The 26,422-nt window shown below is 67.8% G+C and carries 26 protein-coding genes; 6 read left to right on the top strand and 20 right to left on the bottom strand.

Annotated elements, in window-relative coordinates:
• Positions 1-74 precede the first annotated feature (74 nt).
• From ACIBG8_RS21205 to ACIBG8_RS21160, 10 genes are all read right to left on the bottom strand, one after another.
• Positions 75-392 (bottom strand): hypothetical protein, encoded by a 318-nt coding sequence (locus ACIBG8_RS21205; RefSeq protein ID WP_397344577.1) that lies wholly within the window; start codon positions 390-392, stop codon positions 75-77.
• Between the two features lie 45 nt (positions 393-437).
• On the bottom strand, positions 438-1,280 hold the full coding sequence (locus tag ACIBG8_RS21200; protein ID WP_397344576.1) for a helix-turn-helix domain-containing protein: 843 nt from the start codon (positions 1,278-1,280) through the stop codon (positions 438-440).
• A 1-nt stretch (position 1,281) separates the two neighbouring features.
• Positions 1,282-1,809 carry a DUF6879 family protein gene (locus ACIBG8_RS21195; protein ID WP_397344575.1) on the bottom strand — a complete coding sequence of 176 codons (528 nt, stop codon included), beginning with the start codon at positions 1,807-1,809 and terminating at the stop codon, positions 1,282-1,284.
• Positions 1,790-2,017, bottom strand: a complete 228-nt coding sequence (locus ACIBG8_RS21190) for a hypothetical protein (protein WP_397344574.1) — start codon at positions 2,015-2,017, stop codon at positions 1,790-1,792. The genes ACIBG8_RS21195 and ACIBG8_RS21190 overlap by 20 nt, the downstream gene beginning before the upstream one ends.
• Positions 2,018-2,405: 388 nt before the next feature.
• The gene (locus ACIBG8_RS21185; protein WP_397344573.1) at positions 2,406-2,819 is read right to left on the bottom strand and encodes a VOC family protein; all 414 of its coding nucleotides are present in this window, start codon (positions 2,817-2,819) and stop codon (positions 2,406-2,408) included.
• Positions 2,816-3,280, bottom strand: a complete 465-nt coding sequence (locus ACIBG8_RS21180) for an SRPBCC family protein (protein WP_397344572.1) — start codon at positions 3,278-3,280, stop codon at positions 2,816-2,818. Before ACIBG8_RS21180 ends, ACIBG8_RS21185 begins: the two co-directional genes overlap by 4 nt.
• Positions 3,277-3,606: an ArsR/SmtB family transcription factor gene (locus tag ACIBG8_RS21175; RefSeq protein ID WP_397344571.1), complete on the bottom strand. Its 330-nt coding sequence runs from the start codon at positions 3,604-3,606 to the stop codon at positions 3,277-3,279. The genes ACIBG8_RS21180 and ACIBG8_RS21175 overlap by 4 nt, the downstream gene beginning before the upstream one ends.
• A gap of 35 nt (positions 3,607-3,641) precedes the next feature.
• On the bottom strand, positions 3,642-4,325 hold the full coding sequence (locus tag ACIBG8_RS21170; protein WP_397344570.1) for a maleylpyruvate isomerase family mycothiol-dependent enzyme: 684 nt from the start codon (positions 4,323-4,325) through the stop codon (positions 3,642-3,644).
• 9 nt (positions 4,326-4,334) lie between these two features.
• A complete protein-coding gene (locus ACIBG8_RS21165; RefSeq protein WP_397344569.1) occupies positions 4,335-4,769 on the bottom strand; it encodes a DUF4344 domain-containing metallopeptidase in 435 nt (144 codons plus the stop codon).
• 362 nt (positions 4,770-5,131) lie between these two features.
• Positions 5,132-5,872 (bottom strand): hypothetical protein, encoded by a 741-nt coding sequence (locus ACIBG8_RS21160; protein WP_397344568.1) that lies wholly within the window; start codon positions 5,870-5,872, stop codon positions 5,132-5,134.
• Between the two features lie 192 nt (positions 5,873-6,064).
• On the opposite strand from ACIBG8_RS21160, the gene ACIBG8_RS21155 reads away from it, so the two are divergent.
• A complete protein-coding gene (locus ACIBG8_RS21155) occupies positions 6,065-6,940 on the top strand; it encodes a sugar kinase (RefSeq protein WP_397344567.1) in 876 nt (291 codons plus the stop codon).
• 245 nt (positions 6,941-7,185) lie between these two features.
• Here the strand turns inward: ACIBG8_RS21155 and ACIBG8_RS21150 are convergent, their stop codons facing one another.
• Positions 7,186-10,719, bottom strand: coding sequence for a discoidin domain-containing protein (locus tag ACIBG8_RS21150; protein ID WP_397344566.1), 3,534 nt, complete (start codon positions 10,717-10,719; stop codon positions 7,186-7,188).
• A gap of 235 nt (positions 10,720-10,954) precedes the next feature.
• Between ACIBG8_RS21150 and ACIBG8_RS21145 the strand changes: the two genes are divergently transcribed.
• On the top strand, positions 10,955-11,944 hold the full coding sequence (locus tag ACIBG8_RS21145; protein WP_397344565.1) for a LacI family DNA-binding transcriptional regulator: 990 nt from the start codon (positions 10,955-10,957) through the stop codon (positions 11,942-11,944).
• A 186-nt stretch (positions 11,945-12,130) separates the two neighbouring features.
• Here the strand turns inward: ACIBG8_RS21145 and ACIBG8_RS21140 are convergent, their stop codons facing one another.
• Together ACIBG8_RS21140 and ACIBG8_RS21135 are read right to left on the bottom strand one after the other, a co-directional pair.
• Positions 12,131-12,493 (bottom strand): DUF1304 domain-containing protein, encoded by a 363-nt coding sequence (locus ACIBG8_RS21140; RefSeq protein WP_397344564.1) that lies wholly within the window; start codon positions 12,491-12,493, stop codon positions 12,131-12,133.
• Between the two features lie 10 nt (positions 12,494-12,503).
• Complete coding sequence (locus tag ACIBG8_RS21135) at positions 12,504-12,782, bottom strand: hypothetical protein (RefSeq protein ID WP_397344563.1); 279 nt, start codon at positions 12,780-12,782, stop codon at positions 12,504-12,506.
• Positions 12,783-12,949: 167 nt separating this feature from the next.
• Here ACIBG8_RS21135 and ACIBG8_RS21130 point away from each other — a divergent pair, with 167 nt between their 5' ends.
• Genes ACIBG8_RS21130 through ACIBG8_RS21115 form a run of 4 tightly spaced genes read left to right on the top strand, consistent with a single transcriptional unit; the run spans position 12,950 to position 17,650 of the window.
• Positions 12,950-14,317 carry an ABC transporter substrate-binding protein gene (locus ACIBG8_RS21130; protein ID WP_397344562.1) on the top strand — a complete coding sequence of 456 codons (1,368 nt, stop codon included), beginning with the start codon at positions 12,950-12,952 and terminating at the stop codon, positions 14,315-14,317.
• A gap of 48 nt (positions 14,318-14,365) precedes the next feature.
• Positions 14,366-15,262, top strand: coding sequence for a carbohydrate ABC transporter permease (locus ACIBG8_RS21125; protein WP_397344561.1), 897 nt, complete (start codon positions 14,366-14,368; stop codon positions 15,260-15,262).
• Positions 15,255-16,133 carry a carbohydrate ABC transporter permease gene (locus ACIBG8_RS21120; protein ID WP_397344560.1) on the top strand — a complete coding sequence of 293 codons (879 nt, stop codon included), beginning with the start codon at positions 15,255-15,257 and terminating at the stop codon, positions 16,131-16,133. The genes ACIBG8_RS21125 and ACIBG8_RS21120 overlap by 8 nt, the downstream gene beginning before the upstream one ends.
• Before the next feature lie 8 nt (positions 16,134-16,141).
• Positions 16,142-17,650, top strand: a complete 1,509-nt coding sequence (locus ACIBG8_RS21115) for a glycoside hydrolase family 13 protein (protein ID WP_397344559.1) — start codon at positions 16,142-16,144, stop codon at positions 17,648-17,650.
• Here ACIBG8_RS21115 and ACIBG8_RS21110 read toward each other — a convergent pair.
• The 7 genes from ACIBG8_RS21110 to ACIBG8_RS21080 form a co-directional block, all read right to left on the bottom strand.
• Entirely contained in the window at positions 17,640-18,497 is an 858-nt protein-coding gene (locus ACIBG8_RS21110; protein WP_397344558.1) for an alpha/beta fold hydrolase, read from the bottom strand. The genes ACIBG8_RS21115 and ACIBG8_RS21110 overlap by 11 nt on opposite strands.
• 50 nt (positions 18,498-18,547) lie before the next feature.
• The gene (locus ACIBG8_RS21105; RefSeq protein ID WP_397344557.1) at positions 18,548-20,512 is read right to left on the bottom strand and encodes a BTAD domain-containing putative transcriptional regulator; all 1,965 of its coding nucleotides are present in this window, start codon (positions 20,510-20,512) and stop codon (positions 18,548-18,550) included.
• A gap of 111 nt (positions 20,513-20,623) precedes the next feature.
• On the bottom strand, positions 20,624-21,619 hold the full coding sequence (locus ACIBG8_RS21100; protein ID WP_397344556.1) for a LacI family DNA-binding transcriptional regulator: 996 nt from the start codon (positions 21,617-21,619) through the stop codon (positions 20,624-20,626).
• Positions 21,616-22,527: a carbohydrate ABC transporter permease gene (locus ACIBG8_RS21095; RefSeq protein ID WP_397344555.1), complete on the bottom strand. Its 912-nt coding sequence runs from the start codon at positions 22,525-22,527 to the stop codon at positions 21,616-21,618. Before ACIBG8_RS21095 ends, ACIBG8_RS21100 begins: the two co-directional genes overlap by 4 nt.
• A complete protein-coding gene (locus ACIBG8_RS21090) occupies positions 22,524-23,495 on the bottom strand; it encodes a carbohydrate ABC transporter permease (RefSeq protein WP_397346154.1) in 972 nt (323 codons plus the stop codon). The genes ACIBG8_RS21095 and ACIBG8_RS21090 overlap by 4 nt, the downstream gene beginning before the upstream one ends.
• A gap of 70 nt (positions 23,496-23,565) precedes the next feature.
• Positions 23,566-24,861 (bottom strand): ABC transporter substrate-binding protein, encoded by a 1,296-nt coding sequence (locus ACIBG8_RS21085; RefSeq protein WP_397344554.1) that lies wholly within the window; start codon positions 24,859-24,861, stop codon positions 23,566-23,568.
• Between the two features lie 181 nt (positions 24,862-25,042).
• Positions 25,043-26,422, bottom strand: coding sequence for a GH1 family beta-glucosidase (locus ACIBG8_RS21080; RefSeq protein ID WP_397346153.1), 1,380 nt, complete (start codon positions 26,420-26,422; stop codon positions 25,043-25,045).

Genomic DNA, 26,422 nt, shown 5'->3' with positions numbered 1-26,422 from the left:
CAACGAGGAGGAATCTTCCGACGCTTGCTTCAGATCCTCACCTGACGCAGAACCCACGGACTCAGACCCGGCGATCATGCTGATACTCCACGGGCCGCCGAAGCGAAAGAGCAGAGGCCGGCGTCAGCGACCCACAACGTGTTCGGGCGCTTCTCCAACACCCCGAATGCCTCAGCCAGCTCTAGATAGCCGTCGAGGCCAAGGCGGATCCCGCCGCAGGCATCAGCGATGCCGCGGCACAGCATCAGCGTCTTGTACTCCTCCAGCGTCCACGAGAGTGGCGACCCGACTACAGGCTCTGGACCGAGCTCGTCCAGTTCCTCGGGCGTGAGATCCCCAACGCTCCAGACACGAGCGCAGGGAGGGCGAGGGCTTAGCTGTCCGGAAGACATGCTTCAACGGTAGAAATCCGAAGCCCATCGCGTCCAAGATGTTGCTCAAGGTTGCACGAGATTGCTCACCTGGCGCTCGATGAGTTTGCGGGCCTCGGTGCCATAGACCGCAGACCGGGACAAGCTATCGAAGACTTTGGCGTACATAGCTACCTCCAGCGGCTGGGTAACCCGGATGAAGGCGGTGTACGTCTCGGTCTCAGCAGCGCGATCATCCATGATCCAGAAATCGCACAGGGGCGGATAGTGCGGGGCGCCGAGCGGGATCACGCCAAGATGCACGCGCGGAAGTCTCGAAGCCTCCAGGAGATGGCGAAGCTGCTCCACCATGATCTCCGGAGGAGCCATGCCAGCGGCCAGAACGGTCTCGCACAGCACAAAATGAAAGAGAGTCCTCCCTGCCATCAACAAAGCCGAACGCTCCATCCGGGCCGCAACAGCTTCGGCTATATCGGGAACTACTCCCGACATGTCCGAGAACTCGGTGAACCTGAAGGTGGCATACGCGCGGGTCTGGAGCGCCCCGGGGACCAGATAGGAGGAGAAGATCCGCATGGTGCGGCTTTCTGCTTCCCGATCCTTGAGTTCCTGCTGGTAGGCAGAGGAGCCGACCTTCATCAGGCGGCGCAGTTCGACATACATCTTTTCGGTATTGCTGCGCATCGCCTTCAGCTCGGGCAACTCGGCCAGAGCGTGACAGTGAAAGCACCACAGATAAAGATCGTCTTCGGACGGCATGATGGTGCCGTGCTCGATCTTCGAGATCTTCGTGAAATGCCAGCCCGCCTGGCCGGCCAGCGCTCGACCAGACAGGCGGGCTGTCTTCCTGATTTCCAGCAGGCGAGCGCCGAGAGCCTCTCTGGCCTGCTTGACGGCGTGCGGCGGCACTTCAGATCAAGTGGTAGTCGCTGTGGGGAGTGGCGATACCCCACACCGCTTTGAACGAGGTCGCGCAGAGCTCAGCCAGCGCTGGGTCTTCGGTCACTTCGTTGCCCAACCATTCCCCGGCGCCAGTCCAGTAGTTGAGCACGACCGTGCTCTCGTCGAACAACCAGAAGTCGTTGGCGGGCAGAGCTATCGCTCCCGCCTGATGTCGTGGCAGCCAGGCTATCTCCTCGCCCGCCTCCACATTCTGATAGGAGCCCGCATATTCCCAAGCGATGTATTCGCTCACGGGCTCTGAAACGACACGGGCACGGCGAACCTGTCTCCCCGTTGCGGTCGCTTGACGCATGAGTGCGAGCCACCAGTGTCGGGAGTCCTTGTACGCCTCGAGATCGAGCTTCCCCTCTCTCCATTGATCGAAGAAGTTCTGTTCGTCGTCCACTGCGTAGGAGTCACGCAGTTCCAGGTGCCACGCAGTCTCCTGGAACGAGGTGAATAGCCCTTCCCACTGCTCAAGGCCTAGTTGCTCCACGGGACTCCTCGGGAAGGAAAGCCAAGAGGGCCTTCGGTATGCGGGTGATGATCTCACCTTCCGGCAGGGTGCGACCCGCGGGGAAGGGGATGGCGGCGACTTCCTCGGGCGTGAGCACGTAGCCCTGGACGAGGATGTCGTCCCCGTCCTCGTAGAGGGTTGGTGATCCCTGATTTCCGCTTGGGCCTCCGAGCAGGCGAACGGCCACGACGGGCTCCCTTCGATGTTGCCCATGTTGCACGGTCACCTTGAGCGTGACTCTGGGTAGCGGAGGAGTCAAGAGCTGTGCGAATCGCCGGCATGATCAATCGCGAGCAACACGAAGCCCCAGCTCTCGGCCGGGGGCGTGAGCTGGGGCTATCTCTTGTGCAAAGATTTCGGCGATCGCGCACCAAGCGCTTCCCGACTCTCCGCCCAGGGAGGGGCAGCACGTTTTGGGGGTCCGGGGGCTTGCCCCCGGCTGGGGGTCTTGGGGGCTCGGCCCCCCAATAAGGCCAGCCCGGAGGGCGCAACTCGCGCGAAGCGCCAATCACGCCCGCAGGCCCATGCTGGGCGAGTGCTCCCAGGGAAGACCATATCCCCCTGAAAGGGTTCTTCTAGGGGCGGGCGGTTATTTGCTGGATGGACCAGCGGTTGCCGTCGGGGTCGGCGAAGAAGACGAAGCCGCTGTTGTTCAGGTCGTCGTCCTCCTTGGCCGCCTGGAAGCCCGCCGGGCCCGCCACCTGCACCTCCGTGCACTCCACCCCGCGCTCCACCAACTGCCGATGCGCCGCGTGCAGGTCGTTGACCACCAGCTGCACCCCCTGCAACGACCCAGGCGCCATGTCCCCGATCCCCGTGCCGAGCACGATCGAGCATCCCGACCCCGGCGGTGTCAGCTGCACCACCCGCACCCCAGGCCCCGGCGACACGTCATGGTCGACCGCGAAACCCAGCTGGTCGGCGTAGAAAGACTTGGCGCGGTCGACGTCCTTGACCGGGACCACGACCACCTCGAGTGTCCAGTTCATGCTGACTCCTCCTTGAGTACCGCTTCCAGGCGGTCGCAGCTTTCGCCGTACCCGCGTTCCATCGGATATCCGGCGACGATCTGGCGCGCGTGCCGCGAAGGCAGCAGCACCGTCGTCTCCAGCGTGGTCGCACCGCGCAGTACGGCGGTGACCAGCGATTCGCCGTCGTACGACTGGTCGTCGAACACCTCGGTGTAGACCAGCCGTTCATCTGGCACTATTTCGCGGTAAATCCCGGACTGGCCCATCTGCTGGCCGCCGGGACCCTCGGACACGAAACGCCAGGCGCCGCCCACCCGCAGGTCGACGGTGCAGGAGACGAGGGTCCAGCCCCGCGCGCCGTACCATCGTTTGAGCAGGTCAGGCTGCGTCAGGGCAGCGAAGACCAGTGGCCGCGGCGCGGCGAACGACCGGGTCAGCAGGATCTCCAGCTCGCTCGGCGAGGTCACCCTGAGCGTCATGACCCGTCCTTCAGCTCGTCGAGCAGGGTGTCGAGCTGCTGGAAGTTGGCCTCCCAGAAGTCGCGGTAGTCCTCCAGCCAGTCGGTGGCCTCCTTGAGGCGCATCGGCTCCAACCGGCAAGGACGGCGCTGGGCGTCGCGCCCACGCGAGATCAGCCCGGCGCGCTCCAGGACCTTGAGATGCTTGGAGATCGCGGGCTGGCTCATCGCGAACGGCGCAGCCAGCTCCATCACGGTGGCCTCGCCCGACTTGAGCCGGGTGAGGATGGCGCGCCTGGTGGGATCGGCCAGGGCGGAGAAGGTGGCGTCGAGCTGCGCGGTGTCCATATGTACATAACTATCTAGTTATGTATGGTCACCTGTCAAGCCAGGCAGCGCAGCGCCGCAGCGATCCGCTCGTCGACATCCTGCGCGCGGCCGACCGTCGCCGCCACGAACTGCGGGAGAGACAGCTCCGCCGTCTCCCCGTCCACATGCACCCTGACCAGGTCGGACGTCTGCTCCACCTGCGCCTTGCCGCCGTGCTCCGACAGTGCGAGCAGCCCCACCTCGACCCGCCACGCGACCCGATACGCGGCCTCGTCCGGCGCGACCGGGGCGCCGACGTCGTCGGCGTGGGTGGCGTACTCGGAGTCGTAGTGGAACGCCTGCAGACCATTGGGGTACGGCCCGGCCGCCGTCTCCACCATCGCGTCCCTGCCGAGCTCGCGCATGCGCCGCCGGGTCTCGCCGTTCTTGGCGCGCCATTCCGTCAGTACGTCGGCGACGGGCATGTCACGGCGCTGCCGTACGCACCAGTCGTTGAACTCGTCGAACCCGGCGATCCCCTCGCCCTGCAGGCGCGTGAACAGCTCGCCCACGCGGTTGTCGAGCACCGCGTGGTTGTAGAGCTCCTCGCCGGCGAGGTGGGCGAGGACGTCACGCACCGACCAGCCGGCGCACTTGGACGGCTGCGCCCAGCCGTCGGCGTCGAGGGTGGCGAAGTGCTCGTCCAGCCTGGCTGCTTCGGCGTCGAAGATGTCGAAGGGATCGTAGTCGGTCAGCATGGGACATTCTTACCCCGCTGGGGCCAGGGATAGCTTGACGCTTTCGTATTCGGCTGCGCAGCCGGGGGCTCGGTCGGCGGGGACCCAGCCTTGGGTCCTGATGCGGCGGTAGGCGTGGGGGTTCGAGCCGTAGAGGATGCAGGCGAGGGTGGGGCTGCCCAGGTGGTCGATGGTGGTGTTGCCGGCGAGGAGGTGGCGGGCTTCTGCGGCGGCGAGGATGAGGCGTTTGTCCTTGGTGTTGGCCAGGGAGAGGGCGGCTTGTTCCTCGGACGTGGCGAGCTTGACGCGGTCGATCACGGCCATGGCGCCCTTGGTGAGCTGGGGGACGCGGCGGAGGTCGCCTTCCTCGGTTTCGAGGATTTGGGTGAGCTCGTGCTCGACGGTCTTCTCCATGGACGGGCCGGGCCCCAGCACGAGCAGCGTCGCCATCATGTAGTGCAACATGCCCCACAGCCAACCGCCCGGCGATCGACAACCTGTGGACACCCCATAAACCCCTGCAAACCCCGGACCTTCGGGATTCTCTCGCCCCCTCGAACCCCTGCACTTGGGCTGTGAAACCACAGTCCCAAGGGTCTATTGCCTGAGGTCTCCGAGATACCGGAGTCGTTAGGGGCGAGGCCGCGAGGGTGGGGGCCCTGGGGTCTGTGGGCTGAGGGTCGGGGCCCCAGGGCGTCCCTGGTCCGGATCCTGCGGGTCTGGGGTCCTGTATGTCCGGTGTCCTGCGGGTTTGGGGGGGGTTGGGATCCCGGAAAAGGGAGCAGCCCCCCTCTCCGTGACGGAGAGGAGGGCTGCTTCAGGTGGATCTAGTGGTGCCAGCCACCACGCACGCGGACATAGTCCGGAGCGCTGGTGGAACCGTTGGTGTCGTCGTCACCTTCGTACACGGCCTTGAACTCGCCGCTCTTGTAAGCGCGCGTCTTGGCCGTGAACTTGCCGCCCCAGCGGGTCTCGGTGTCCGCGACCCACTTCCAGCCGCTCGAACCGTCGCGACGGAAGTAGATGGCGACCTCGGCGCCCTTCACGCCTTCCCAGTCACCGTCCTCGTTGGCCTGCAGACGGCCGGAGAACCAGAGCGTACGGCCCTTGCGGACCGGCTCGGGCGAGGCGTCGAACCGCGCGATGCGGGTGTCGGCCTTACCCTGCTGGGCCTCGACGGCGAACGTCGCCTTGTCCGTGTCCGTCTTGCCGTCCTTGTCGGTGGCGATGACGGTCGCGCGCCAGCGGCCCGTGGGGTCGCCGTCGGTGAAGGGGACGCTGAAGACCCAGTGCTGACCCTGCTGGTCGAGCTTGCTCTGCTTCGCCGCGAGGGTACGCGCCTGGCTGTCGAGCGGCCTGACGGACAGCTCCACCTTCTTGGCGTCGTCCGAGGCGATGACGTCGATCTTGACCGTCGCCTCGCCGCCCTTGGGGACGACGACCGGGTTGGGGCTGATGTCGGCGATCTCTACGTCGAGCGCGGTGCGCGCGGCGCTGGCGGTGCCACCCGTCAGGAGCATCGTGCCGCCGATGACGGCAGCGGTGAGTCCTACTGCGAATCTCTTCATGAGGGTGCTGATTCCTCTCCCCGTTGACTACGTGCGGGGACCGGCTCGGGACCGACCCCCTTGTACTACTTTGATGGATCTGGTGGGGAAAAAGTTGGCTCAAGTTACGGAAACTTTTTGATCACGGTCGTGACCTGCGATCTTGTGGCAAAAGAATTTTGGTCTGTCCGGAGATGAGTAGAGTTTCGGCGTATGACCGATGTCTACACGCTGGGTGAGGCCCTGGGCGTCGTCTCCAGCGGCCGGGTCCGCCATGAGAGCGAGGCCAGGCTGGACGTCTGCGGCCCCGAGTTCACCACGGCCATCGGGCTCGCCCGGCTCGGTCACAGCATCAGCTACCTGGGCAAAGTCGGCGAAGACGAGCTGGGTACGCGCATCGTGACGGTGCTGCGCGGCGAGGGCGTGGACGTCTCCGACGTACGGATGGATCCGAGCGCGTCCACCGGTCTCGTACTCAGGGAGTCACGTCTGGGGCGTCCTGCGCGAGCCGTCCACTACCGGACCGATTCTGCTGGTTCGCGTCTTGCGCCGGGAAACGTGCCGATCGACCGGATTGCTGCCTCGCGGCTGCTGCACGTGTCCGGGGTGACGGTGGCGTTGGGCTGGGACGCGCGCGACGCGGTGGAGACGGCGATCGGGGCGGCGCGGACGGCTGGGGTGCCGGTGTCGGTTTCCGTGGACTATGTGAGCTCGTTGTGGGGGTCGGTGCGGGAGGCGGAGGAGATGCTGGGGGAGCTGGCGTGCTCGTCGCAGGTGCTGTTCGTGGGGCAGGACGAGCTGGATCTGGTCAAGCCTGCGCTGCTGCCGGAGCGTGAGGTGATCGTCACGCGGGGGGCGAAGGGGGCGAGCGTGCGGTCGGAGGGGGTGCGCTATGACGCGCCCGCGTTCTCCGTACCGGTCGTCGACCCTTTCGGAGCTCGTGAGGCGTTTGTGGCCGGGTATCTGAGCGCGTTGCTGGAGGGGCTGACCCCGGGCGAGCGACTGTCCCGCGGCGCATATGTGGCCGGTCTCGCCGTAACCTCCCCAAGCGACTGGCAAGCCCTCCCTTCCAGAACTGACCTTCCCTAGGAACACCTAACAAAGACCTCCGACACACATCTCTCCCCTCAAGAAGGAGAGAGGGGCATTGATGGGAGGGTCTCCCCTTTGGGGTTTCTGGGCGCTCTTGAGGTGAGGGTTCATGGTGTTAGGAGCTCTATGAGCCTTGAGAGGGGGTACGGCGGAGCCGAGGGACGGCCACCCGCCGCAAGGGGCGGGCGGCCTTCCTTCATGGCACTCGGCCGCACGGGCCGAGCGCCGTAACCACCGGGTGGCTACGGATTGACGGTGATCGTGAAGGTGGACGTGGTGTTGCGGATGTTGACCGCGTTGTTCGTCATCCGCAGGTTGTTGAAGGTGACCGAACCCCGCACCGGACCCTCACCAGGCTCGGGCAGCTCGTTGGCCCAGATGGCGAACCCCGACTTGGCGTCATAAGCGTCCCCACTCCGCTGCGCCCCCGAGATCGAGATGTTCGTGAACACCGTGTCCGCGACCGGGAACAGCGGTTGCCCGCCCACGTAGTCGGTCTGGAACATGATCCCGTGATACGTCGGGTCCACGATGTCCACATCGCTCACCCTGATCCCCTGGAACACCTTCGACGCCGAGTACACCCAGATGGCGGGGAACGTCTGCGCACCCCAGAAGTGCCCGCCGTCCCGCATCAGCGAGATGCCCTCGAACCGGGTCGGCGGGTCGGCACCGAAGCCGTCCATCGGAATCCCGAAGTCCAGCGAGCTGATCGTGACGCCCGAGTAGACCAGCGTGTCGGCGATGTACATGTTCCTGAACGTGTTCCCGTACCCGCCGTAGACGGCGACCCCGGCCGCGCGCCAGGTGAGCAGCGACGTCAGGTTCTCGAAGACGTTGCCCGTCTGCGGCCCGCCGCCCGCGTCCGTGGCGGCGAACAGCGCGAAGCTGTCGTCGCCCGTGCTGCGCGTCTCGACGTTGACGACGTGGTTGTTCGTGCTGCCGTTCGTCATGTTGACGCCGTCCGCCCACGTGTCGCGGATGCGGGAGTTCCTGATCGTGGTGCCGCTGACGTGGGTGCCCCAGAACATGCAGATCGTGTGCTCGACCCAGATGTTGTCGATCGTCATGTTCGAGGTGTTCTGGAAGTTGAACACCTTTCCAGGGCCGTCGATGCGGTTGGTGTAGTTGCCGAAGAAGGCGAACCCGCTGAACGTGGAGCCGTTGGCCGACGACTGGGAGTCGAATCCGGCCTCGGTGTTCTCCTGCGTCTGCGGGGTCCTGAACCGGGTGTACCAGGGCCCGGCGCCGACGATCCTGACGGCCTTGCCGTACACGTTGAACTTGCTGGAGGTGGTGTAGTCGCCGGCGGGCAGGTAGACGCCGGTCAGGGTGGCGTCCTGGCGGACCCGGTCGAGGGCGTTCTGCACGTCCTGCTGCCCGAAGCCGGTCGGGACCGCGTAGTGCGCGGGGTCGGGGTTGGCGACGGGGGAGGCCTGCTCCAGGTTGACGAAGTCGATCGCGTAGGTGGTGCCGTTGGCCGCGTCCTTCTGCAGCCTGATCGTGCTGCCCTTGGCGACCGTCGTGCCGAGCAGGATGTTCGCCTCGTCGTAGATGTGGCGTGGATTCGGGCCAGGGGAGTTCGACGGGCCGGCCTCGGCGCCGTAGACCCACGAGTAGCGGGCGGTCAGCGGGAGCGCCTTGAGGAACGTGCCGTTGACGTAGACATTCAGCGTCGTGTCCGGTCCGTCCGGGATCGAGTACCTGGCGACCAGCGTGTTCGTGTCCGCCCTGGTGGTGAACTCGACGTAGCTCCCCGTGCTGTTCAGCGTCACCGCCCTGCGGCCCGACGCCTCACCGGCCAGGTCGCCGACGGTCCTGTTCGGCCCGACGCGCGCCGCGCCGCCGCCGATCACGCCGTCCTCCGCCTCGTACATGTCGTACGGCATGGCCGCCCCGCGACCCACGAACAGCGGCAGCGAGCTGGTGTTGTTGGCCCGCTTGACGGGCAGCTCGTTCGCGTCGTCGGCGAGGACGGTCTGGATCGTGTACTTGCCGTTGGCCGCGGTCCAGGCGCCGAGGGGGATCGGCGGGGTGGTCGCGCCCACGGCGATCGCGCCGTTGTAGGCGCCGGTCAGGGTGGTGACCGTACCGCCGGACTCGTTGAGGACCTTGAGCGTGACGCCGTGCGCGCCGCTCGCCGTCGCGACCGTGCCCTGGTTCTTGATCGCTACGGAGAACGCCACGGAGTCACCGGCCGCCGGGTTGCTCGGCGACCAGCTCACCGGCGAGGCGACCAGGTCGGAGCTGTCGACCGGGCGGACGACGAGCGGTGAGGCGGTGAAGGTGTTGTTGTTGTCGTCCTGCTCGACGATGGTTCCGGCCTCGTCGACCTTGGCGGACAGCGGGTAGGTCGCCGCGTCCTTGGCCCCGATGGCGGCCGACACGGTGACCTGGCCGCCGGCCGCCAGCGCTGCGACGTTCGCGGTGCCGACCTTGGTGCTGCCCAGGTAGAAGTTCACGTTGGTGGCACCGGCTGGAGCCGTACCGATGTTCTTGACCGTCGCGGACAGCGTGATCGCGTCCGTCTCCGTCGGGGCGGACGGCGAAGCCGTCAGCGCGCTGATCGTCAGGTCGGGGTTCGGCGCCGGGACGCCGATGACCTGGAACTCGGCGACCTGACCGCCCGGCGCGCCCGAGTTGGTGGTGAAGCGCAGCTGCACGTCGGCCACGGTGGCCGAGACCGGGATCGTCACGGTGTTGCCGCTGGCCGGGTCGAAGGAGTAGACGGTTGCGGGCACCAGGCTCGTGTAGCCGGAGGCGCTCTGCTCGCGGCCGAGCACCTGGATCGTCTGCGTGCGCGGGCCCCAGATGGGGTCGGGGTTGAGTTTCAGCACGACCGAGCTGACGGTGGCGTTCGCGCCGAGCTGGACGGTGAGCAGGCCGGGGTAGGCGCCGCTCTCCCAGTAGGTGGTCACGTTGTTGTCGTTGGCGTTGGTCGCGACGAAGGTGTGGACGTGGGACGACTCGGTGATCGGCTTGCCGACCGCGAGGTTGGAGCCGCCACCGCCGGTTCCCTGGCGGGTGACCGTGTTGCTGGGGCCCGAGACGAGTCCCGCGGCGTCCTTGGCCTTGACGTAGTACGAGACCGTGGCCGTGCTGGGCTGGCTGTCGGTGTAGGTCAGGATATTTCCGGCCACGCTGGCTCTGAGGGCGTTGTTGGCGTAGATGTCGTAGCCGGTGACGCCGACGTTGTCGGTCGAGGCGTTCCACGTCAGCCGGATCTGGCTGCTCGACGGCTCGGTGTAGGCGAGGCCGGTCGGCGCGGTGGGCGGCTGCGTGTCGCCGGTGGCTGGGCCGTACACCTCGAACTCGGAGATCTGGCCGGCGGGCCAGCCGGTGTTCGCGGTGATCAGCAGGCGGACATAGCGCGTGGTCGTCGTGGGGAGGGTGATCGTCGCGGTCGGGTTGAAGACGTACCCGGCTGAAGCCGCGATCTGGGTGAAGGTGGAGCCGTTCGTGCTGCCTTGGACGGTCAGCGTCTGGGTCCTGGAGCCCCAGTTCGACGGCAGCTTGAGGATGAGCTGGTCGATGCTGACCGCTGAGCCGAGGTCCACCTGGACCCATTGCGGGAAGGCGTTGTTGGCGCTCTCCCAGTAGCTGGCCTGGTTGCCGTCGGTGACGTTGGGGGCGGGGTAGACGTCGGTGTAGCTGCTGGCCGTGGCCGGTTTTCCGGCGGCCAGGTTCGGCCCGGCCGCCGAGGCGGGCGCGACCAGGCCGAGGACCAGCAGGCAGGCGACGGCTAAGCAGGCCGTCAGCCGGGAGAGAACATTCATCGCGGTCTTCTCTCGTGAGAGCGGGGGGTGCGATGGCTGAACCATAAGATGACGAACAGTCGACTGCAATGTTTCGACTTGGTTTCGCAAATACACGACTGTCGCTGTACGGCTAGGCGGGCCGTACCTGTGCTGGTCACCTCGCTGAAAGTGGCGACAAAACAGCGGGGGCGAGGTGTCAGAGGTGGACGCAAGCCCTTGCAAGTGCTTGCGCCGATTGCCGTATAGTTTGCGCATGACGCGACGACTGGCCGAAGTGGCGAAGAAGGTCGGGGTGAGCGAGGCGACCGTGAGCCGCGTGCTCAACGGCAAGCCCGGGGTCTCCGACGCCACCCGCGAAGCGGTGCTGACCGCTCTGGACGTGCTCGGCTACGAGCGGCCCACCCAGTTGCGCGGTGACCGGGCCAGACTCGTCGGGCTGGTGCTGCCTGAGCTGCAGAACCCGATCTTTCCCGCCTTCGCCGAGGTGGTGGGGGGTGCGCTGGCGCAGCAGGGGTTCACGTCGGTGTTGTGCACCAGGACGGTGGGCGGGGTGACGGAGGCGGAGTACGTCGACCTGCTCCTGCAGCAGCAGGTGTCCGGAGTGGTGTTCGCGGGTGGTCTTTACGCGCAGGCGGACGCGTCGCATGCGCATTACGAGCTGATCCTGGAGCGCAAGCTGCCTACGGTGCTCGTCAACGCGGCGGTGGAGCATCTGCACTTTCCGCAGGTGTCGTCGGACGACGTGGTGGCTGCGGAGATGGCGATCCGGCACCTGCGCGCGCTCGGGCACGAACGGATCGGGCTGGTCCTGGGGCCGCGCGACCACATGCCTTCACGCCGGAAGCTCGACACGTTCCTGGCTGACGGCGGGGATCCTGGGGATGTGGAGCACACGATCTTCTCGTTGGAGGGTGGGCACGCGGCGGCGACCCGTCTGGTGAAGCGCGGCGTGACGGGCATCGTCTGCGCCAGCGACCTCCTGGCCCTGGGCGCCGTCCGCGCAGCCCGCCGAGCTGGCCTGGCAGTCCCACAGGACGTGTCAGTGATCGGCTACGACGACTCAGCGCTGATGAACTGCACGGAGCCTCCGCTGACCACCGTCCGCCAGCCCATCGACGCGATGGGCCGGGCTGCCGTGGAGCTGCTGGTTGCCCAGATCGACCGCGCCGTGGTGCCTGCGGACGAGTTGCTCTTCGAACCCGAACTCGTAGTCCGAGCCAGCACCGCCCGCGCCCGCCCCTAACCCGCCCGCCCTCGGTCCTGCTGTGGCGAGCCACCGCAGGCACTTCCGCCCACACGTGGCTCTCTCCTTTCAGGAGACTTGCTCACCACTGATGGTCGAACGGTCCTTTGGGTGGTTGGCCACTGGCGTGCGGTGGGGTGAGGCCGCCGTGTTTGCCGGGCGCGTTCCTGGCAAGACCTCTGGCGTCTAGCGCCCCAGCAGTACCAGCGCCAGTGCGACCAGCGCCGGAACCGTCTGTACGAAGAGGATCTTGCGGGACGCCGTGGCCGCGCCGTACACCCCCGCCACAGCCACGCAAAGCAGGAAGAACACCCGCACCTGGAACCCCACCGGGTCCGCGGCGAACGCGCCCCAGAAGAGCCCCGCAGCCAAGAAACCGTTGTAAAGCCCCTGGTTCCCGGCCAGCGCCTTCGTGGAGGCGGCGAACTCCGCTGTCGTCCCGAAGGCGGCCCGCGCCCTGGGCCCGGTCCACAGGAACATCTCCAGGACCAGGATGTACACGTGCAACAAAGCGATCGCGACAACCGCGATCATGGCGATGACGGACACCCCGCCCACGTTAGCGGCCGAACGCCCCCCAGCGGGCGTGGAAGAGCCCCATCGCCAGCACCCCGATCGCCCCGGTAGCCAGCGCCACCCAAGGCGCGCGGTCGATATGCGCCCAATGGACGCAGAACACGGTGATCACCAGCCCCGCCCACCCAGCCACGAGGTTGGTCACCGGCGAGTCCCCGAACACCGTCGGATACCGCTCCCGAGTGATCCCCTTCACGAAGTGCGGAACGCTGTTCGCGCCGACGAGCCCGGCGACGAACGCGAGCAATGCGGTCAGTCCCATGCCGCAGAACGTAACCCCTCACATGCCCATAAAGGCGGGTCTGCACCAACCTCTCACACCACGTGACGCAGTCGTTATCTTGCAATCATCTGTCGAAACATTGCGGACATCTGTCGAAGATGCTTATCGTAAGGCCCTCTCTCGCATGCATCAGAAGGGTCAGATCGATGAACAGATCGGGCTACCGCAGGACGATGGGGCTGCTGCTCGTGGCTGGCCTCGGTATGGGTGCCGCCGCCTGCGGAGGCACCACCGCCACCCCCTCTCCGGGAGCAAAGGCGGCGGCGGAGCAGGTAAGCATCAAAGTCGCCTGCCAGCCGGCCAAGACCGCCCCAGAGAACCGCAAGGCGTGGGACGACGACGTCGCGACCTTCCAGAAGGAGCACCCGAACGTCAAGGTCACCAGCACCGACCAGCAGCCCTGCTTCGACCCCAAGACCTTCGGCCCCAAGCTGGCCGGCGGCCAGATGGAGACCGTCTTCGTGGTCCCGGTCACCAACTACAACGAGGTGATCTCCAAGGGCCAGGCGCTCGACATCACGCAGTACACCGGCGTGGTCAAGAACTTCGGCGACATCCGCCAGGACGCCCGCGACCTCGTCACCAAGGACGGCAAGGTGTACGGCATCCCGAACGTCGCCTACAGCGTCGGCCTGGTCTACAACCGCAAGCTGTTCACCCAGGCCGGTCTCGACCCGAACAACCCGCCCAAGACCTGGGACGAGATCCGCGAGGCAGCCAAGAAGATCGCCGCGCTCGGCTCCGGCTACGTGGGCTACGGCGAGTACGCCGGAGGCAACACCGGCGGCTGGCACTTCAACCAGTCCATCTACAGCCGCGGCGGCGAGATGGTGAGCGCAGACGGCAAGGCGGCCGCGTTCAACAGCCCCGAGGGCAAGGCCGTCCTGCAGCAGCTCAAGGACATGCGCTGGGTCGACAACAGCGTCGGCAGCAAGCTGCTCATCGCCTGGGAGGCGCTGATGCAGCAGATGGGCGCCGGCAAGACCGGCATGATGCTGGGCGCGCCCGACGTCATCACCGACGTGGTGCAGAAGTTCAACGGCAACGTGGCCGACTACGGCATCACCGGCATTCCCGAGGGCAAGGCGTCGCTGTCCGGCGGCGAGGCCTACATGATCAACCCCAAGGCCACTCCCGAGGAGGCCAAGGCCGGTCTCGAGTGGGTCAACTTCCAGTTCAACACCCCGGGCCAGGGTCGCTTCAACTTCGCCCGCGGCAAGTCCATCGGCAACCCCGTGGGCGTGCCGGACAACTCGTACATGGGTGACTCGCCCACCGGCCAGGCGATCGTCCAGGGCCGCAAGGACAACGCGACCCTGCCGGTCGAGAACTACCAGCCCTACGTCGACGCCTCGGCCAACGTGGCGCTGAAGATGGAGCCGCCGAAGGCCCAGGAGCTCTACGCCATCCTCGACGTCGCCATGTCGGCGGTCCTGAGCAGGAAGGACGCCGACATCGACCAACTGCTGGCTGACGCGGAGAAGAAGGCCAACGCCATCCTCGCCAAGAGCTGACCGACGAGGGGGTACGGCCCGGCCGTACCCCCTCCGAGCTGGAGAACCATGGGAATCCACACCATAGCCAGGAGGCCCTCGGGGGTCAGGCGCAACCTGACCGCCTACGGGTTCATGAGCGGCGCCCTCTTCTGCTTCGCGATCTTCGCCTGGTATCCGATGGTCAGGGAGCTGATCCTCAGCTTCCAGCAGACCAACCTCGTCGACCCGCCCACCTGGGTGGGGCTGGAGAACTTCCAGACGGTCGTCGAGGACCCCGCCTTCGGCCAGGCGTGGATGAACACGATCGCGTTCACGCTGCTCGCCCTGCTGTGCGGGTACGCGGTGCCGTTCGTCATCGCGCTGGTGCTCAACGAGCTGCGGCACGCCAGGGCGTACCTGCGGTTCGTGGTCTACCTGCCGGTGATGTTGCCGCCGATCGTGGCGGTGCTGCTGTTCCGCTGGTTCTACGACCCGGGACCCGGGCTGTTCAACCAGGTGCTCGACTTCTTCGGGCTGCCGCCGCTGGCCTGGCTCGACTCGTCGAGCACCGCGCTGGTCTCGCTGGTCATCGTCTCGACCTGGATGAACCTGGGCAGCGGGGTGCTGATCTACCTGGCTGCGCTGCAGACGATCCCCGGCGAGCTGTACGAGGCGGCCGAGCTGGACGGCGCGGGCATGTTCAAGCGCATCAGGCACGTCACCATCCCGCAGACCAGGCTGATCCTGCTGCTCATGCTGATGTTACAGATCGTGGCGACGATGCAGGTCTTCATCGAGCCGTTCATGCTGACCGGCGGCGGGCCGGAGAACGCCACGGTGACCGTCGCCTACCTCATGTACCAGTACGCCTTCACCTATGGCGGCAATTACGGCGCGGGCGGCGCGCTCGGGATGATGCTCATGGTCGTGCTGCTGGCGTTCGCCGCCGTGCAACTGCGGCTGACGAGGAGCAACGATGTCTGAGATCCGTACCATCGTCTCTCCCCACCAGCGCAACACCCGCTGGGGCAAGCGGATCTACTGGGCCGTGCTGATCGGCGTCGTCACGCTGTTCACGCTGGTCTTCGTCTTCCCGCTGTACTGGATGATCACCGGCGCGATGAAGTCGGGCGAGGAGATCGCCCAGATGCCGCCGACGTTGTTCCCGGCGCATCCCACGCTGAGCACGTACGCCGAGGCGTGGGAGCTGTTCGACATCGGGACGCTGCTGGGCAACACCGGCTTCTACGCGCTGGGCGCCTGGCTGTTCACGCTGGCGGTCGACGTCACGGCGGCGTACGCCCTGTCGAAGCTGCGGCCGATGTTCGGAAATATCATCCTCGGGGCGATGCTGGCCACGCTGATGATCCCGCCCATGGTGGTGCTGATCCCGGCCTACCTGACGGTGCACGACGTGCCGATCTTCGGCTGGGACCTGCTCAACACCCCCTGGGCGATCTGGTTCCCCGCCGCGGCCAACGGCTTCAACGTCTTCCTGCTGAAACGGTTCTTCGACTCCATTCCCAAGGAGCTGATCGAGGCGGCCGAGATCGACGGCGCGGGACCCATGAAGATCCTGCTGTCCATCGTGCTGCCGATCTCGCGGCCCATCCTGGGCGTCGTCTCGATCTTCACGGTCGTCGCGGCGTTCCGCGACTTCGTCTGGCCGCTGCTCGTGTTGTCCGACAGCGACAAGATGACCATCAGTGTCGGGCTCTCGCAGACCGCGGGCGCGGTGTCGCAGAACCAGATCATGGCAGGGCTGGTGATCGCCAGCATTCCCACGATCATTGTCTTTTTCGTCTTCCAGCGGCACATCATGGCGGGACTCACCGCCGGAAGTCTCAAGGGTTAGGGAGCACAATGTCCGACACGTGGTGGCGGGGAGCCGCGATCTACCAGGTCTACCCGCGCAGCTTCGCCGACGGCAACGGCGACGGCGTGGGCGACCTCGCCGGGCTGCGGGCTCGCCTGCCGTACCTTGCCGACCTCGGGGTGAACGCCGTCTGGCTCACCCCCTGGTACCCGTCGCCGCTGGCCGACGGGGGCTACGACGTGGCCGACTACCGCGACATCGAGCCGGTGTTCGGCACGCTGGAGGAGGCCGAGACGCTCATCGCCGAGGCGCACGAGCTCGGCTTGAAGATCATCATTGACGTGGTGCCGAACCACAGCTCCGACCAGAGCGCGTGGTTCCAGGAAGCCCTCAGGGACAGGTCGAAGCGGGACAGGTTCTGGTTCCGCGACGAGCCGAACGACTGGCAGTCGATCTTCGGCGGCCCGGCGTGGACGCAGGTCGAGGACGGGCAGTGGTACCTCCACCTGTTCGCCCCCGAGCAGCCCGACTTCAACTGGGACAACCCCGAGGTGCACCAGGAGTTCCACGACGTCCTGCGGTTCTGGTTCGACCGCGGCGTGGACGGCATCCGCATCGACTCCGCCGCGCTGTGCGTCAAGTCGGACACCGCGTTTGAAGACCTTGACGAGGTGCACGACATCTACCGGAGCTGGCGCCGCGTCGCCGACGAGTACGACGAGCGCATCCTGGTCGGCGAGGTGTGGCTGCCCGACCAGGAACGCCTGTCCCGCTACCTGCGCCAGGACGAGATGCACACGGCGTTCAACTTCGACTTCCTGTCGTGCCCGTGGGACCCGGCCGCGCTGCGCCAGGTGATCGGCCGCACGCTGGACATGCACGCCACCGTCGGCGCACCGCCGACCTGGGTGCTGTCCAACCACGACGTGGCGCGCGTGGTCACGAGGTACGGCAGGGCCGACACCTCGTGGGCCAACAACGACCGCAAGGACGGCGCCGAGACGAACCTGGAGCTCGGCTACCGCAGGGCCAGGGCGGCCGCGCTGCTGGCGATGGCGCTGCCCGGCGGCGTCTACGTCTACCAGGGCGAGGAGCTGGGCCTGCCCGAGGTCGACGACATCCCGGACGAGCTGCGCCAGGACCCGATGTGGACCCGCTCCGGCCACACGGTCAAGGGGCGCGACGGCTGCCGGGTGCCGCTGCCCTGGTCGGGCGAGGAGCCCCCGTACGGCTTCGGCGCCGGAGACACGTGGCTGCCGCAGCCGGAGGACTGGCGCAAGCTCACCGCAGAGGCGCAGGCCGCGGACCTGGGCTCGATGCTCAACCTCTACCGCACCGCCCTGCGCCTGCGCAGGGAGCAGCTCGGCGACGGCACGATGGAGTGGCTGGACCTGGGCGCGAACGTGCTCGCCTTCACCAGGGACTCTGGGCTGACCTGCGTGGTCAACCTCGGTCCATCGGCGGTGGAGCTGCCGCCGGGCGAGGTGGTGCTGTCCAGCGGGCCGCTGGAGGGCGACCACCTGCCGAGCGACACCGCGGTCTGGCTCACCTCCTGAGCAGCTGACGCAGGGCGGAGGCGATCTCGGCTGGGGCCTCCTCCGCCATGAAGTGCCCGGTCTGGACCGTCGTGTGTTCCAGATCGGGCGCCCACGCCCGCCACAGGGCGGGGGCGTCGTAGGGCAGCACGGCCCCGAAGTCCTGCTGCACCACGCTCACCGGCATCCGCAGCTTGTTGCCCGCGCGCAGGTCCACGGTGTCGTGCTCGACGTCGACGGTCGCGCTGGCCCGGTAGTCGGCCACGATCGAGGTGATCGCCTCCCGCGACGCCTTGAGGTAGGCGGCCCGCACCTCGGGCGGGATCGCCGCGGGGTCCTTGGTCCAGACGTCGAGGAAATGGCCGAAGAACAGGTCCGGGCTGGCCGCGATGAGCTGCTCGGCCAGGCCGGGCGGCTGGGCCATGAGGAACAGGTGGAAGCCGATCGCCGCCCTGGTGCCGCGCATCAGGTCCCACATGTCGAGCGTCGGCACGACGTCCAGCGACAGCAGGTGGGTGACGGCGTCCGCGTGGTCGAGCGCGGCGCGGAACGCGACCAGCGCGCCGCGGTCGTGCCCGGCCAGCGCGAACCTGTCGTGGCCCAGCTCCCGCATGAGCCCGACCACGTCGGCGGCCATCGCCCGCTTGGAGTAGTCGCCGTCCGGCTTGTCGCTGTCGCCGTACCCCCGCAGGTCGGGCGCGACCACGCGGTGGTCGGCAGCCAGGTCGGCGGCGACGTGCCGCCACATGAGGTGGGTCTGCGGGAAGCCGTGCAGGAGCAGGACGGCTGGGCCGTCCCCGCCCGCCGCCACGTTGAGCGTGACGCCGCCGACGGGGACGCGGTCGTAGTCGAATCCGGAAATATGCATGTACGCAGCCTGCGTGAGCCCGCATGACGGGCGATAAAGCCCGCCGTGTATCAGTCGTGTACCTGCCCCAGCCCGGCCAGCGCGTTGCGCAGCGCGGTCAGCTGGACCCCCTCGACGGACGGCTGCCGGCCCTCCGCGATCACCTGCGCCTGCCTGCCCAGGACGAGCAGCCCCTCCGTCATCCCGGCCAGGTCGGCGCCGCCGCCCAGCAGCGCCACCGCCCGCGCCACCACCAGCGTCTCGCCCGGCCACGGAGCGGCGCCCTCGACCATCGCCACCAGGCAGGCCGCCTCGTTGGCCACGTAGTCGGCCGAGTCCACGTGCGCGCGCAGCGACTCCAGCCAGTCGGTCTGCAGCCTGAGCATCGCCTCGGACCGCTCCTCCTCCTGCAGCTTTCCCAGCGCGAACGCCCTGACCAGGTCGTGGTAGCCGTAGCGGCCGGGGCCCGTCACGGTCAGCAGGCTGAGGTCGGCGAGCGTTTCGCAGAGGAACTCCGCCTCGCGTTCCGTCACGTCGAGCGCCAGCGCCGCCTGCCGTACGGACAGGTCGGGAGCGTCGGCGGCGGCCAGCAGCCGGAACGCCCGCGCCTGGACGTAACCCAGCTGGTCGTAGCTCAGCGCGAAGGTCGCCGACACGTCGAGATCGCCCACCCTGAGCTCGGCCAGGCGATGGCGCTGGTCGGCCAGCCGGTCGCGGAGCACCTCGACGCTCCAGGCCGGACGCGCCGCCAGCCTGGAGGCGGCGATCCGTACGGCGAGCGGCAGGTGTCCGCACGCCGCGACCACCTCGGCGGCGGCCGCCGAGCCCGTACGCCCGGAAACCGCCACGAAGAGCGCCAGAGCCTCGTCGGGCGACAGCTCGTCCAGGTCCACCACGTGCGCCCCGGCGAGGCCCAGCGGCCTGGCCCGGCTGGTGGTGATCACCGCGCAGCCGGGGGAGCCGGGCAGCAGCGGCCTGATCTGCGCGGTGTCCGCCGCGTTGTCGAGCACCACGAGCATCCTGCGGTCGGCCAGCTCGGACCGGTAGAGCGCGGCCCGCTCGGTGGCGCTGTCCGGAACGCGGGCCACGCCGAGCGCCCGCAGGAAGGACCCGAGGACGTCGTCGTCGGCGTCCAGGTCGGCGTAGAGCTGACCGTCGGGGAAGCGGTCACGCACCCGGTGACCGACCCGTACGGCCAGCGAGGTCTTCCCCACCCCGCCGGGGCCGGTGATCGCCACGATGGCCAGCGCCTCGCCGGGGACCAGCCGCCTGACCAGCGAGTCGATCAGTTCGGCGCGCCCGGTGAAGTCAGCGATGTCGGCGGGCAACTGCGCGACGCGCGGCGCGGCCGACAGGAGAAGACCGGGGTCGCCGGTGATGATCCGCTGGTAGAGCGACGCGAGACCCTGGCCGGGTGACACGCCGAGCTCGTCGTCGAGCAGTTGCCTGGTCCCGGTGTAGACGGCGATCGCCTCGGCCTGGCGGTCGGCGCGGTAGAGGGCGAGCATGAGCAGGCGGCTGAGCTGCTCGCGCAGGGGGTGCGCGGCGTGGAGAGCGCTCAGCTCGGCGACGACCTCCTGGTGCCTGCCGGCGTCGAGGTCCTGCTCGGCGCGCAGCTCCAGCGCGGCCAGCCGCAGCTCCTCCAGCCTGGCCCGCTGACCGGCGGCGAAGGCGCCCTCCAGCCCGGACAGCGCCTCCCCGGCCCAGAGCTTCAGCGCCTGCCCCGGCCGCCCGTCGGCGACCAGTGCCTCGAACTCGGCCAGATCGCTGTCGAAAGACCCCAGCGCGTATCCGTCACCGGCCGACATGATCGCACGGTCACCGAGTACGGAGCGCAGGCGGGAGACGTAGGTGCGCAGCGAGTTGAGCGCGGTGCGCGGCGGCTCGTCGTCCCACAGCAGGTCGATCAGCCGATCCTTGCTCACCGCCCGGCCCTCGGCCAGCGCGAGGACGGCGAGCAGCAGCCGCATCTTCGGCGACCCGGCGTCGACCTCGACACCGTCACGCCACGCCCTGACAACCCCCAGCAATGCCACTCGTATCACATGTCACGATATCGCCCTCAGGTTGAGCACCCACAGATCGCCCTGACGTGCAGCCTGGCCATGGCGAACGCAGGGCTCCCGCGCGAAGGTGTTGCCGCGAAATCAGGCGGATTCGCGGATGACCAGCTCGGTCGGCAGGATCACCGGGTCGGTCGGGCCGTCCTCGAAGAGGCCGAGCAGCAGCTTCACCATCGCCGCCGCCTGCTCGAAGATCGGATGCCGCACGGTGGTCAGCGGCGGGTCGGTGTACTTCGCCGCCTCGATGTCGTCGAAGCCCACCACGGCCACGTCGTCCGGCACCCGGCGGCCCGCCTGCCGCAGCGCCTGCAGCGCGCCCACGGCCATCAGGTCGTTGGCCACGAACACCGCGTCGAGCTGTGGGTCGTCGCGCAGGAGCTGCCGCATCGCGATCGCGCCGGACTCGCGGGTGAAGTCGCCGACGGCCACGATCGAGCGGTGGTCGGACTCGCGCAGCACGTTGCGGTACCCGGCCAGCCGGTCCTGCCCGCCGATCATGTCCTGGGGCCCCGCGATCGTGGCGATCCTGCGCCGCCCGAGCTGCACGAGGTGGCCGACCGCGAGCTCGGCGCCGCCCACGTTGTCGTTGTCGACGAACGGGATCTCGACCGGTACGGCCGGCCTGCCGTACGAGACGACCGGCACCCGGAGCCTGGCCAGGGCGGCGGGCAGCGGGTCCGCGCCGTGCATCGAGATGAGCATGACGCCGTCCACGTGCCCGCTGGCGATGTAGCGCTCCACCCTGGCGTGGCTCTTGGCGGTGCCCGCCAGCATGAGCACGACCTGCTTGTCTGCCGCCTCCAGCTCGTAGCTGGCCGAGCGGATGACCGTGGAGAACAGCGGGTCCTCGGAGAAGACCCTGGTCGGCGGCTCGGACACGACCAGCGCGATCGAGTCGGTGCGCTGGGTGACCAGGCTGCGCGCCGCCGAGTTGGGCACGTAGCCGAGCTCGTCGATGGCCCGCACGACGGCGTCCCTGATCTCCGGCGCGACCGTCGTCTGCCCGTTGACCACGCGCGACACCGTCGCCCGCGAGACCCCTGCCCGCGCCGCGACGGCCTCCAGCGTGGGTCGCTTCACCCCTTGACGCTTCCTGCGAGGAGTCCGCGGACGAAGTAGCGCTGCATCGAAAGGAAGACCACGAGAGGAATGATGACAGAGACGAACGCGCCCGACGTCAGCCGCTGCCACTCGTTGCCCTTGGTCCCGGCCATCTGCGCCAGCCGTACCGTCATCGGAGCGGACTCGGCGGTGCCGCCCGCGAAGATCAGCCCGACCAGCAGGTCGTTCCACACCCACAGGAACTGGAAGATCGCGAACGTCGCCAGCGCCGGCGCCACCAGCGGCAACACCACGCGGCGGATGATCTGCCCGTGGGTCGCGCCGTCGACGCGGGCCGCCTCCATGAGCTCGCCGGGCAGCTCGGACATGAAGTTGTGCAGCAGGAACACGCCCAGCGGCAGCGCGAAGCAGGTGTGCGCCACCCAGACCTGGACGAACCTCCCGGTCTCGCCGAGCTCCCACGCGGGCAGCACCTGCAGGCCGAACACCTCGACGCCCTGCGAGAAGAACGACAGCAGCGGCACGAGCGCCATCTGCAGCGGCACGACCTGCAGCGCGAAGATGCCGATGTAGATCCAGTCGCGCCCCTTGAACGGCAGCCAGGCCAGCGCGTAGGCGGCGAACGAGGCGATGGCCAGCGGGAACAGCACCGACGGGATCGTGATCACGATCGAGTTGACGAGGAAACTGGCCAGCTGTCCTGAGGAGGACGACGTGCCGAACAGCACCTGCTGGTAGTTCTCCAAGGTCAGCTGCGGATTGCCGAAGAAGGTCCACCAGCCGGTCGACTTGATGTCGTCCTCCGGGCGGAAGGACGACAGCAGCAGGCCGAACGACGGCGTCGTCCACAGCAGGGCGATGACGACCGCGACGAGCGAGGCCGTCCGGCTGGTGAGCGTCTTGCGCACACGAGAGGCAGCGCTCATCGGGCCCTCCGCAGGTTCCTGATCTGGTAGATGATGATCGGCGTGACCAGCACGAACAGGAACACCGCCAGCGCGGCGCCCTTGCCGGTCTCGCCGTAGCGGAAGGCGTTGTTGTACATCTCCACCGCGATGACGCTGGTGTCGAACTGGCCGCCGGTCATCGTCCTGACGATGTCGAAGAGCTTCAGCGTGCCGATCGACTGCGTCACCAGCACCACGACCACCGCGGGCCGGATCGCGGGCAGCGTCACCCTGAAGAACATCTGCATCGGCCCGGCGCCGTCGAGCCTGGCCGCCTCCACGATCTCCTGCGGGATGCCCTTGATCGCCGCGGACAGCACGACGGTGGCGAACCCGGCCTGGATCCAGACCATCACCACGATGAGGAAGACCGTGTTCAGCGGCGGCTCCTGCAGCCACTGCACCGGCTCGCCGCCCAGCCAGACCACGAGCTGGTTCAGCAGGCCGATCTGGTCCTCGCCGCTCTGCCGGTAGGCGTAGACGAACTTCCAGATGATGCCCGCGCCGACGAACGAGATCGCCATCGGCAGGAACACCAGCGACTTGGCGATCGCCTCGAACCTGGTCCGGTCCACGAGGACCGCGTACAGCAGGCCGACCGAGGTCACCAGGAGCGGCACCAGGACCACCCAGACCAGGGTGTTGCGCAGGGTCAGGAGCGCTTCCGGCTGGGTGAACATCCAGCCGTAGTTGTCCAGCCCGACGAAGGTGGCGCTGTCGCCGCTCATGAACGACAGCAGCGTGGTCCTGATGGCGGGGACCAGCAGGCCGATGCTCAGCAGCAGCACCGCGGGGGCCAGAAGGATGGCCGCGTGCAGGCGGGCCTTCTGCCGCATCGGCGCCCGGTCGAGCACGAGCAGCATGAGCCCGACGAAGGCCAGGAAGGCCACCACGCCGAGCCCGAGCTGGATGAGTTTCGGCTGCTCTGCGGCGAAGTCGAAGTCCAGATCCATGAAGGTCTCCTTACAGCTGTACGGCTGTCGCCAGGCGGCGACAGCCGTACCCCTTCAGATCAGGTCAGGACTTGGGCCAGGACTGCTCGATGCCGTCGAGCACCGACTTGGTGTCCTTGCCGTTGATCCAGTTGGTCATGCCCTTCCAGAAGGTGCCCGCGCCCACGGCGGCCGGCATGAGGTCGGAGCCGTCGAAGCGGAAGACCGTCTGCGGGTCCTTGAGGATCTCCATCGACAGCTTGTCGATGGGGTTCTGCGCGTTGGCCAGGTCGACGCCCTTGTTGGCACTCACGTAGGTGCCGAGCTTCATCCGGCCGTTGGCGTGGTCGGCGCTGGCCAGGTACTGCTGCATGGCCTTGACCTCGGGGCGGTCGGTGAAGGCCGCCACGAACTCGCCGGCGCCCAGCACCGGCTTGCTGCTGGTGTCGTTGCCGGGCAGGTAGAAGGCGAAGACGTCGCCGTCCTCTGCCACCTTGGTGCCCTCGGGCCAGAAGTTGGCGTAGAAGGAGGCCTGGCGGTGCAGGGCGCACTTGCCGGTGGTAATCGGCACGCCGCCCTCCTGGAAGGCGGTGCTGGCGATCGACTTGACCGGGCCGTAGCCGCCGTTGACGTACTTCTCGTTCTTCAGGATCGCGCCGACCTTGTCGACGGCCGCCACGACCTTGGGGTCGTTGAACGGCATCTTGTGCGTCACCCACTGGTCGTAGCCGTCGGGGCCGAGGTCGCGCAGGATGACGTCCTCGATCCAGTCGGTCGCCGGCCAGCCGGTGGCGTCACCGGACTCGATGCCCGCGCACCACGGCTTGATGCCCTTGGCGGCGATCGTGTCGGTGAGCGTCATGAGCTCGGCCCAGGTCGTGGGGGCCTTCCAGCCGTTCTCGGTGAACATCTTGGGGGAGTACCAGACGAACGACTTCACGCTGGCGCCCAGCGGGGCGGCGTAGAAGGTGCCGTCGACCGTGCCGTACTTCTTCCAGTCCGCCGACCAGCCCTCGTCGGTCAGCTTGGTGACCTCGGCGTCGGCCGCCTTGAGCTTGCCCGCCTTGGCGAAGCGCTCCAGCAGGCCGGGCTGCGGGAAGAAGGCGAGGTCCGGCGGGTTGCCGCCGTCGACGCGGACCTGGATCTGCGCCTCGAACTCGCCGGTGCCCTCGTAGGTGATCTTCATGCCGGTGCACTGCTCGAAGGTCTTCCAGTTCTTCTGGAACAGGTCGGCCTCGGCGTCCCGGATGGGCGAGTAGATGGTGACCTTCTTGCCGTCGTGCTTGCCATACTTCGCGTACGGCTGGCACTCGGCAGAAACGGCCCCGCCGGTGGCCTTGGTGGCCTCCGGCTTGCTGGATCCGCAGCCGGTAATGATCATGGCGACGCCCACGGTGCTTGCCAGGAGGCCAGCTCGTGCAGGGCGGGAGAGGAGCGACATCAAGTTCCTCCGGTCAAGGGTTGAGAGCGCTCTCCAAATTTTGTGGTCGCACGCAACAATGTCAATAACGGGAAAAATACGTTACGGCCTTGTTGCGTGGATTATGGGAGCGCTCCCGGAGTTAGAACCCGTTGTGGCTGATCGCGTCGCTATACCAGCGGCCGCTGTCCTTCACCGTGCGCGCCTGCGTCTCGAAGTCGACGTGCACGATGCCGAACCTGCAGCGGTAGCCCCAGGCCCACTCGAAGTTGTCCAGCAGCGACCACACCAGGTAGCCGCGCAGGTCGGCGCCCTCGGCCAGCGCCTGGTGCGCCGCGCGCAGGTGGGCGTCGAGGTAGGCCACCCGCTCGGCGTCGCGCACGCGGCCGTCCTCGGACACCGTGTCCTCGAAGGCCGCGCCGTTCTCCGCGACCATGAGGCCGACCTGCGGATAGTCCTGCGACAGCCGTACGAGCAGCCTGGACAGGCCGCTGGGCACGATCGGCCAGCCCATCGCGGTCGTCGGCGCGTCGGCTGGGCTGAACCTGATGCCTGCCGCGCCCGGCCAGGCCGCGTCGGCCGGGGCGTCCGCGTCGGCCTCCACCACGCAGGGGTTGTAGTAGTTGATCCCGACCAGGTCGATCGGGGCGCTGATGATCTCCAGGTCGCCGTCGAGCACGTGGTCGCCCAGCGCGACGGCCGACGGGTAGGCGCCGCGCAGCACCGGGTCGAGGAAGTGCGCGTTGGACAGCGCGTGCACCCGCTCGACCGCCTCGGCGTCCGCCTCGGAGATCTCCGCGTCCGGGTCGTTGACCTGGGCGGGCGTCAGCACGGGGGCCGCGCTGACCACCAGCATGATCTCCTGCGCGCCGGCCTCGCGCAGCGCCCTGGTCGCCAGGCCGTGGCCGAGCAGCAGGTGGTGCGCGGCGCGCACGGCCTCGGCCGGATCCTTGCGCCCCGGCGCGTGCACGCCGTTGCCGTAGCCGAGGTAGGCGCTGATCCAGGGCTCGTTGAGCGTGGTCCAGTGCTCGACCCGGTCCCCGAGCCTGTCGTGTACGGCTCGCGCGTAGTCGGCGAAGCGGTAGGCGGTGTCCCGGTCGGTCCAGCCGCCGCGATCCTCGAGCGCCTGGGGGAGGTCCCAGTGGTACAACGTGACGTACGGTGAAATTTCGGCATTTAGGAGCTCGTCTACGAGTTTGTCGTAAAAGGAGAGCCCCGCTGGATTAATCGGACCACTGCCATCGGGCTGGATCCTGGGCCACGCGACAGAGAACCGGTAAGCGCGCAGACCGAGCTCGCGCATAAGCGCGACATCGTCACGGTAGCGATGGTAGTGATCGCAGGCGATTTCGCCGGTGTCGCCGTTGGCTACTTTGCCGGGAGTGGCGGAGAAGGTGTCCCAGATGGACGTCCCGCGGCCGTCCTCCCTGACCGCTCCCTCGATCTGGTAGGCGGCGGTGGCCGCGCCCCAGACGAAGCCCTCCGGGAAGACCACGGTCCCCCGAGTCTCCATGGTCGTCAT

The organism is Nonomuraea sp. NPDC050556 (genome assembly GCF_044457355.1).
GTDB lineage: Bacteria > Actinomycetota > Actinomycetes > Streptosporangiales > Streptosporangiaceae > Nonomuraea.
This window is presented reverse-complemented; position numbering and strand designations above follow the sequence as displayed.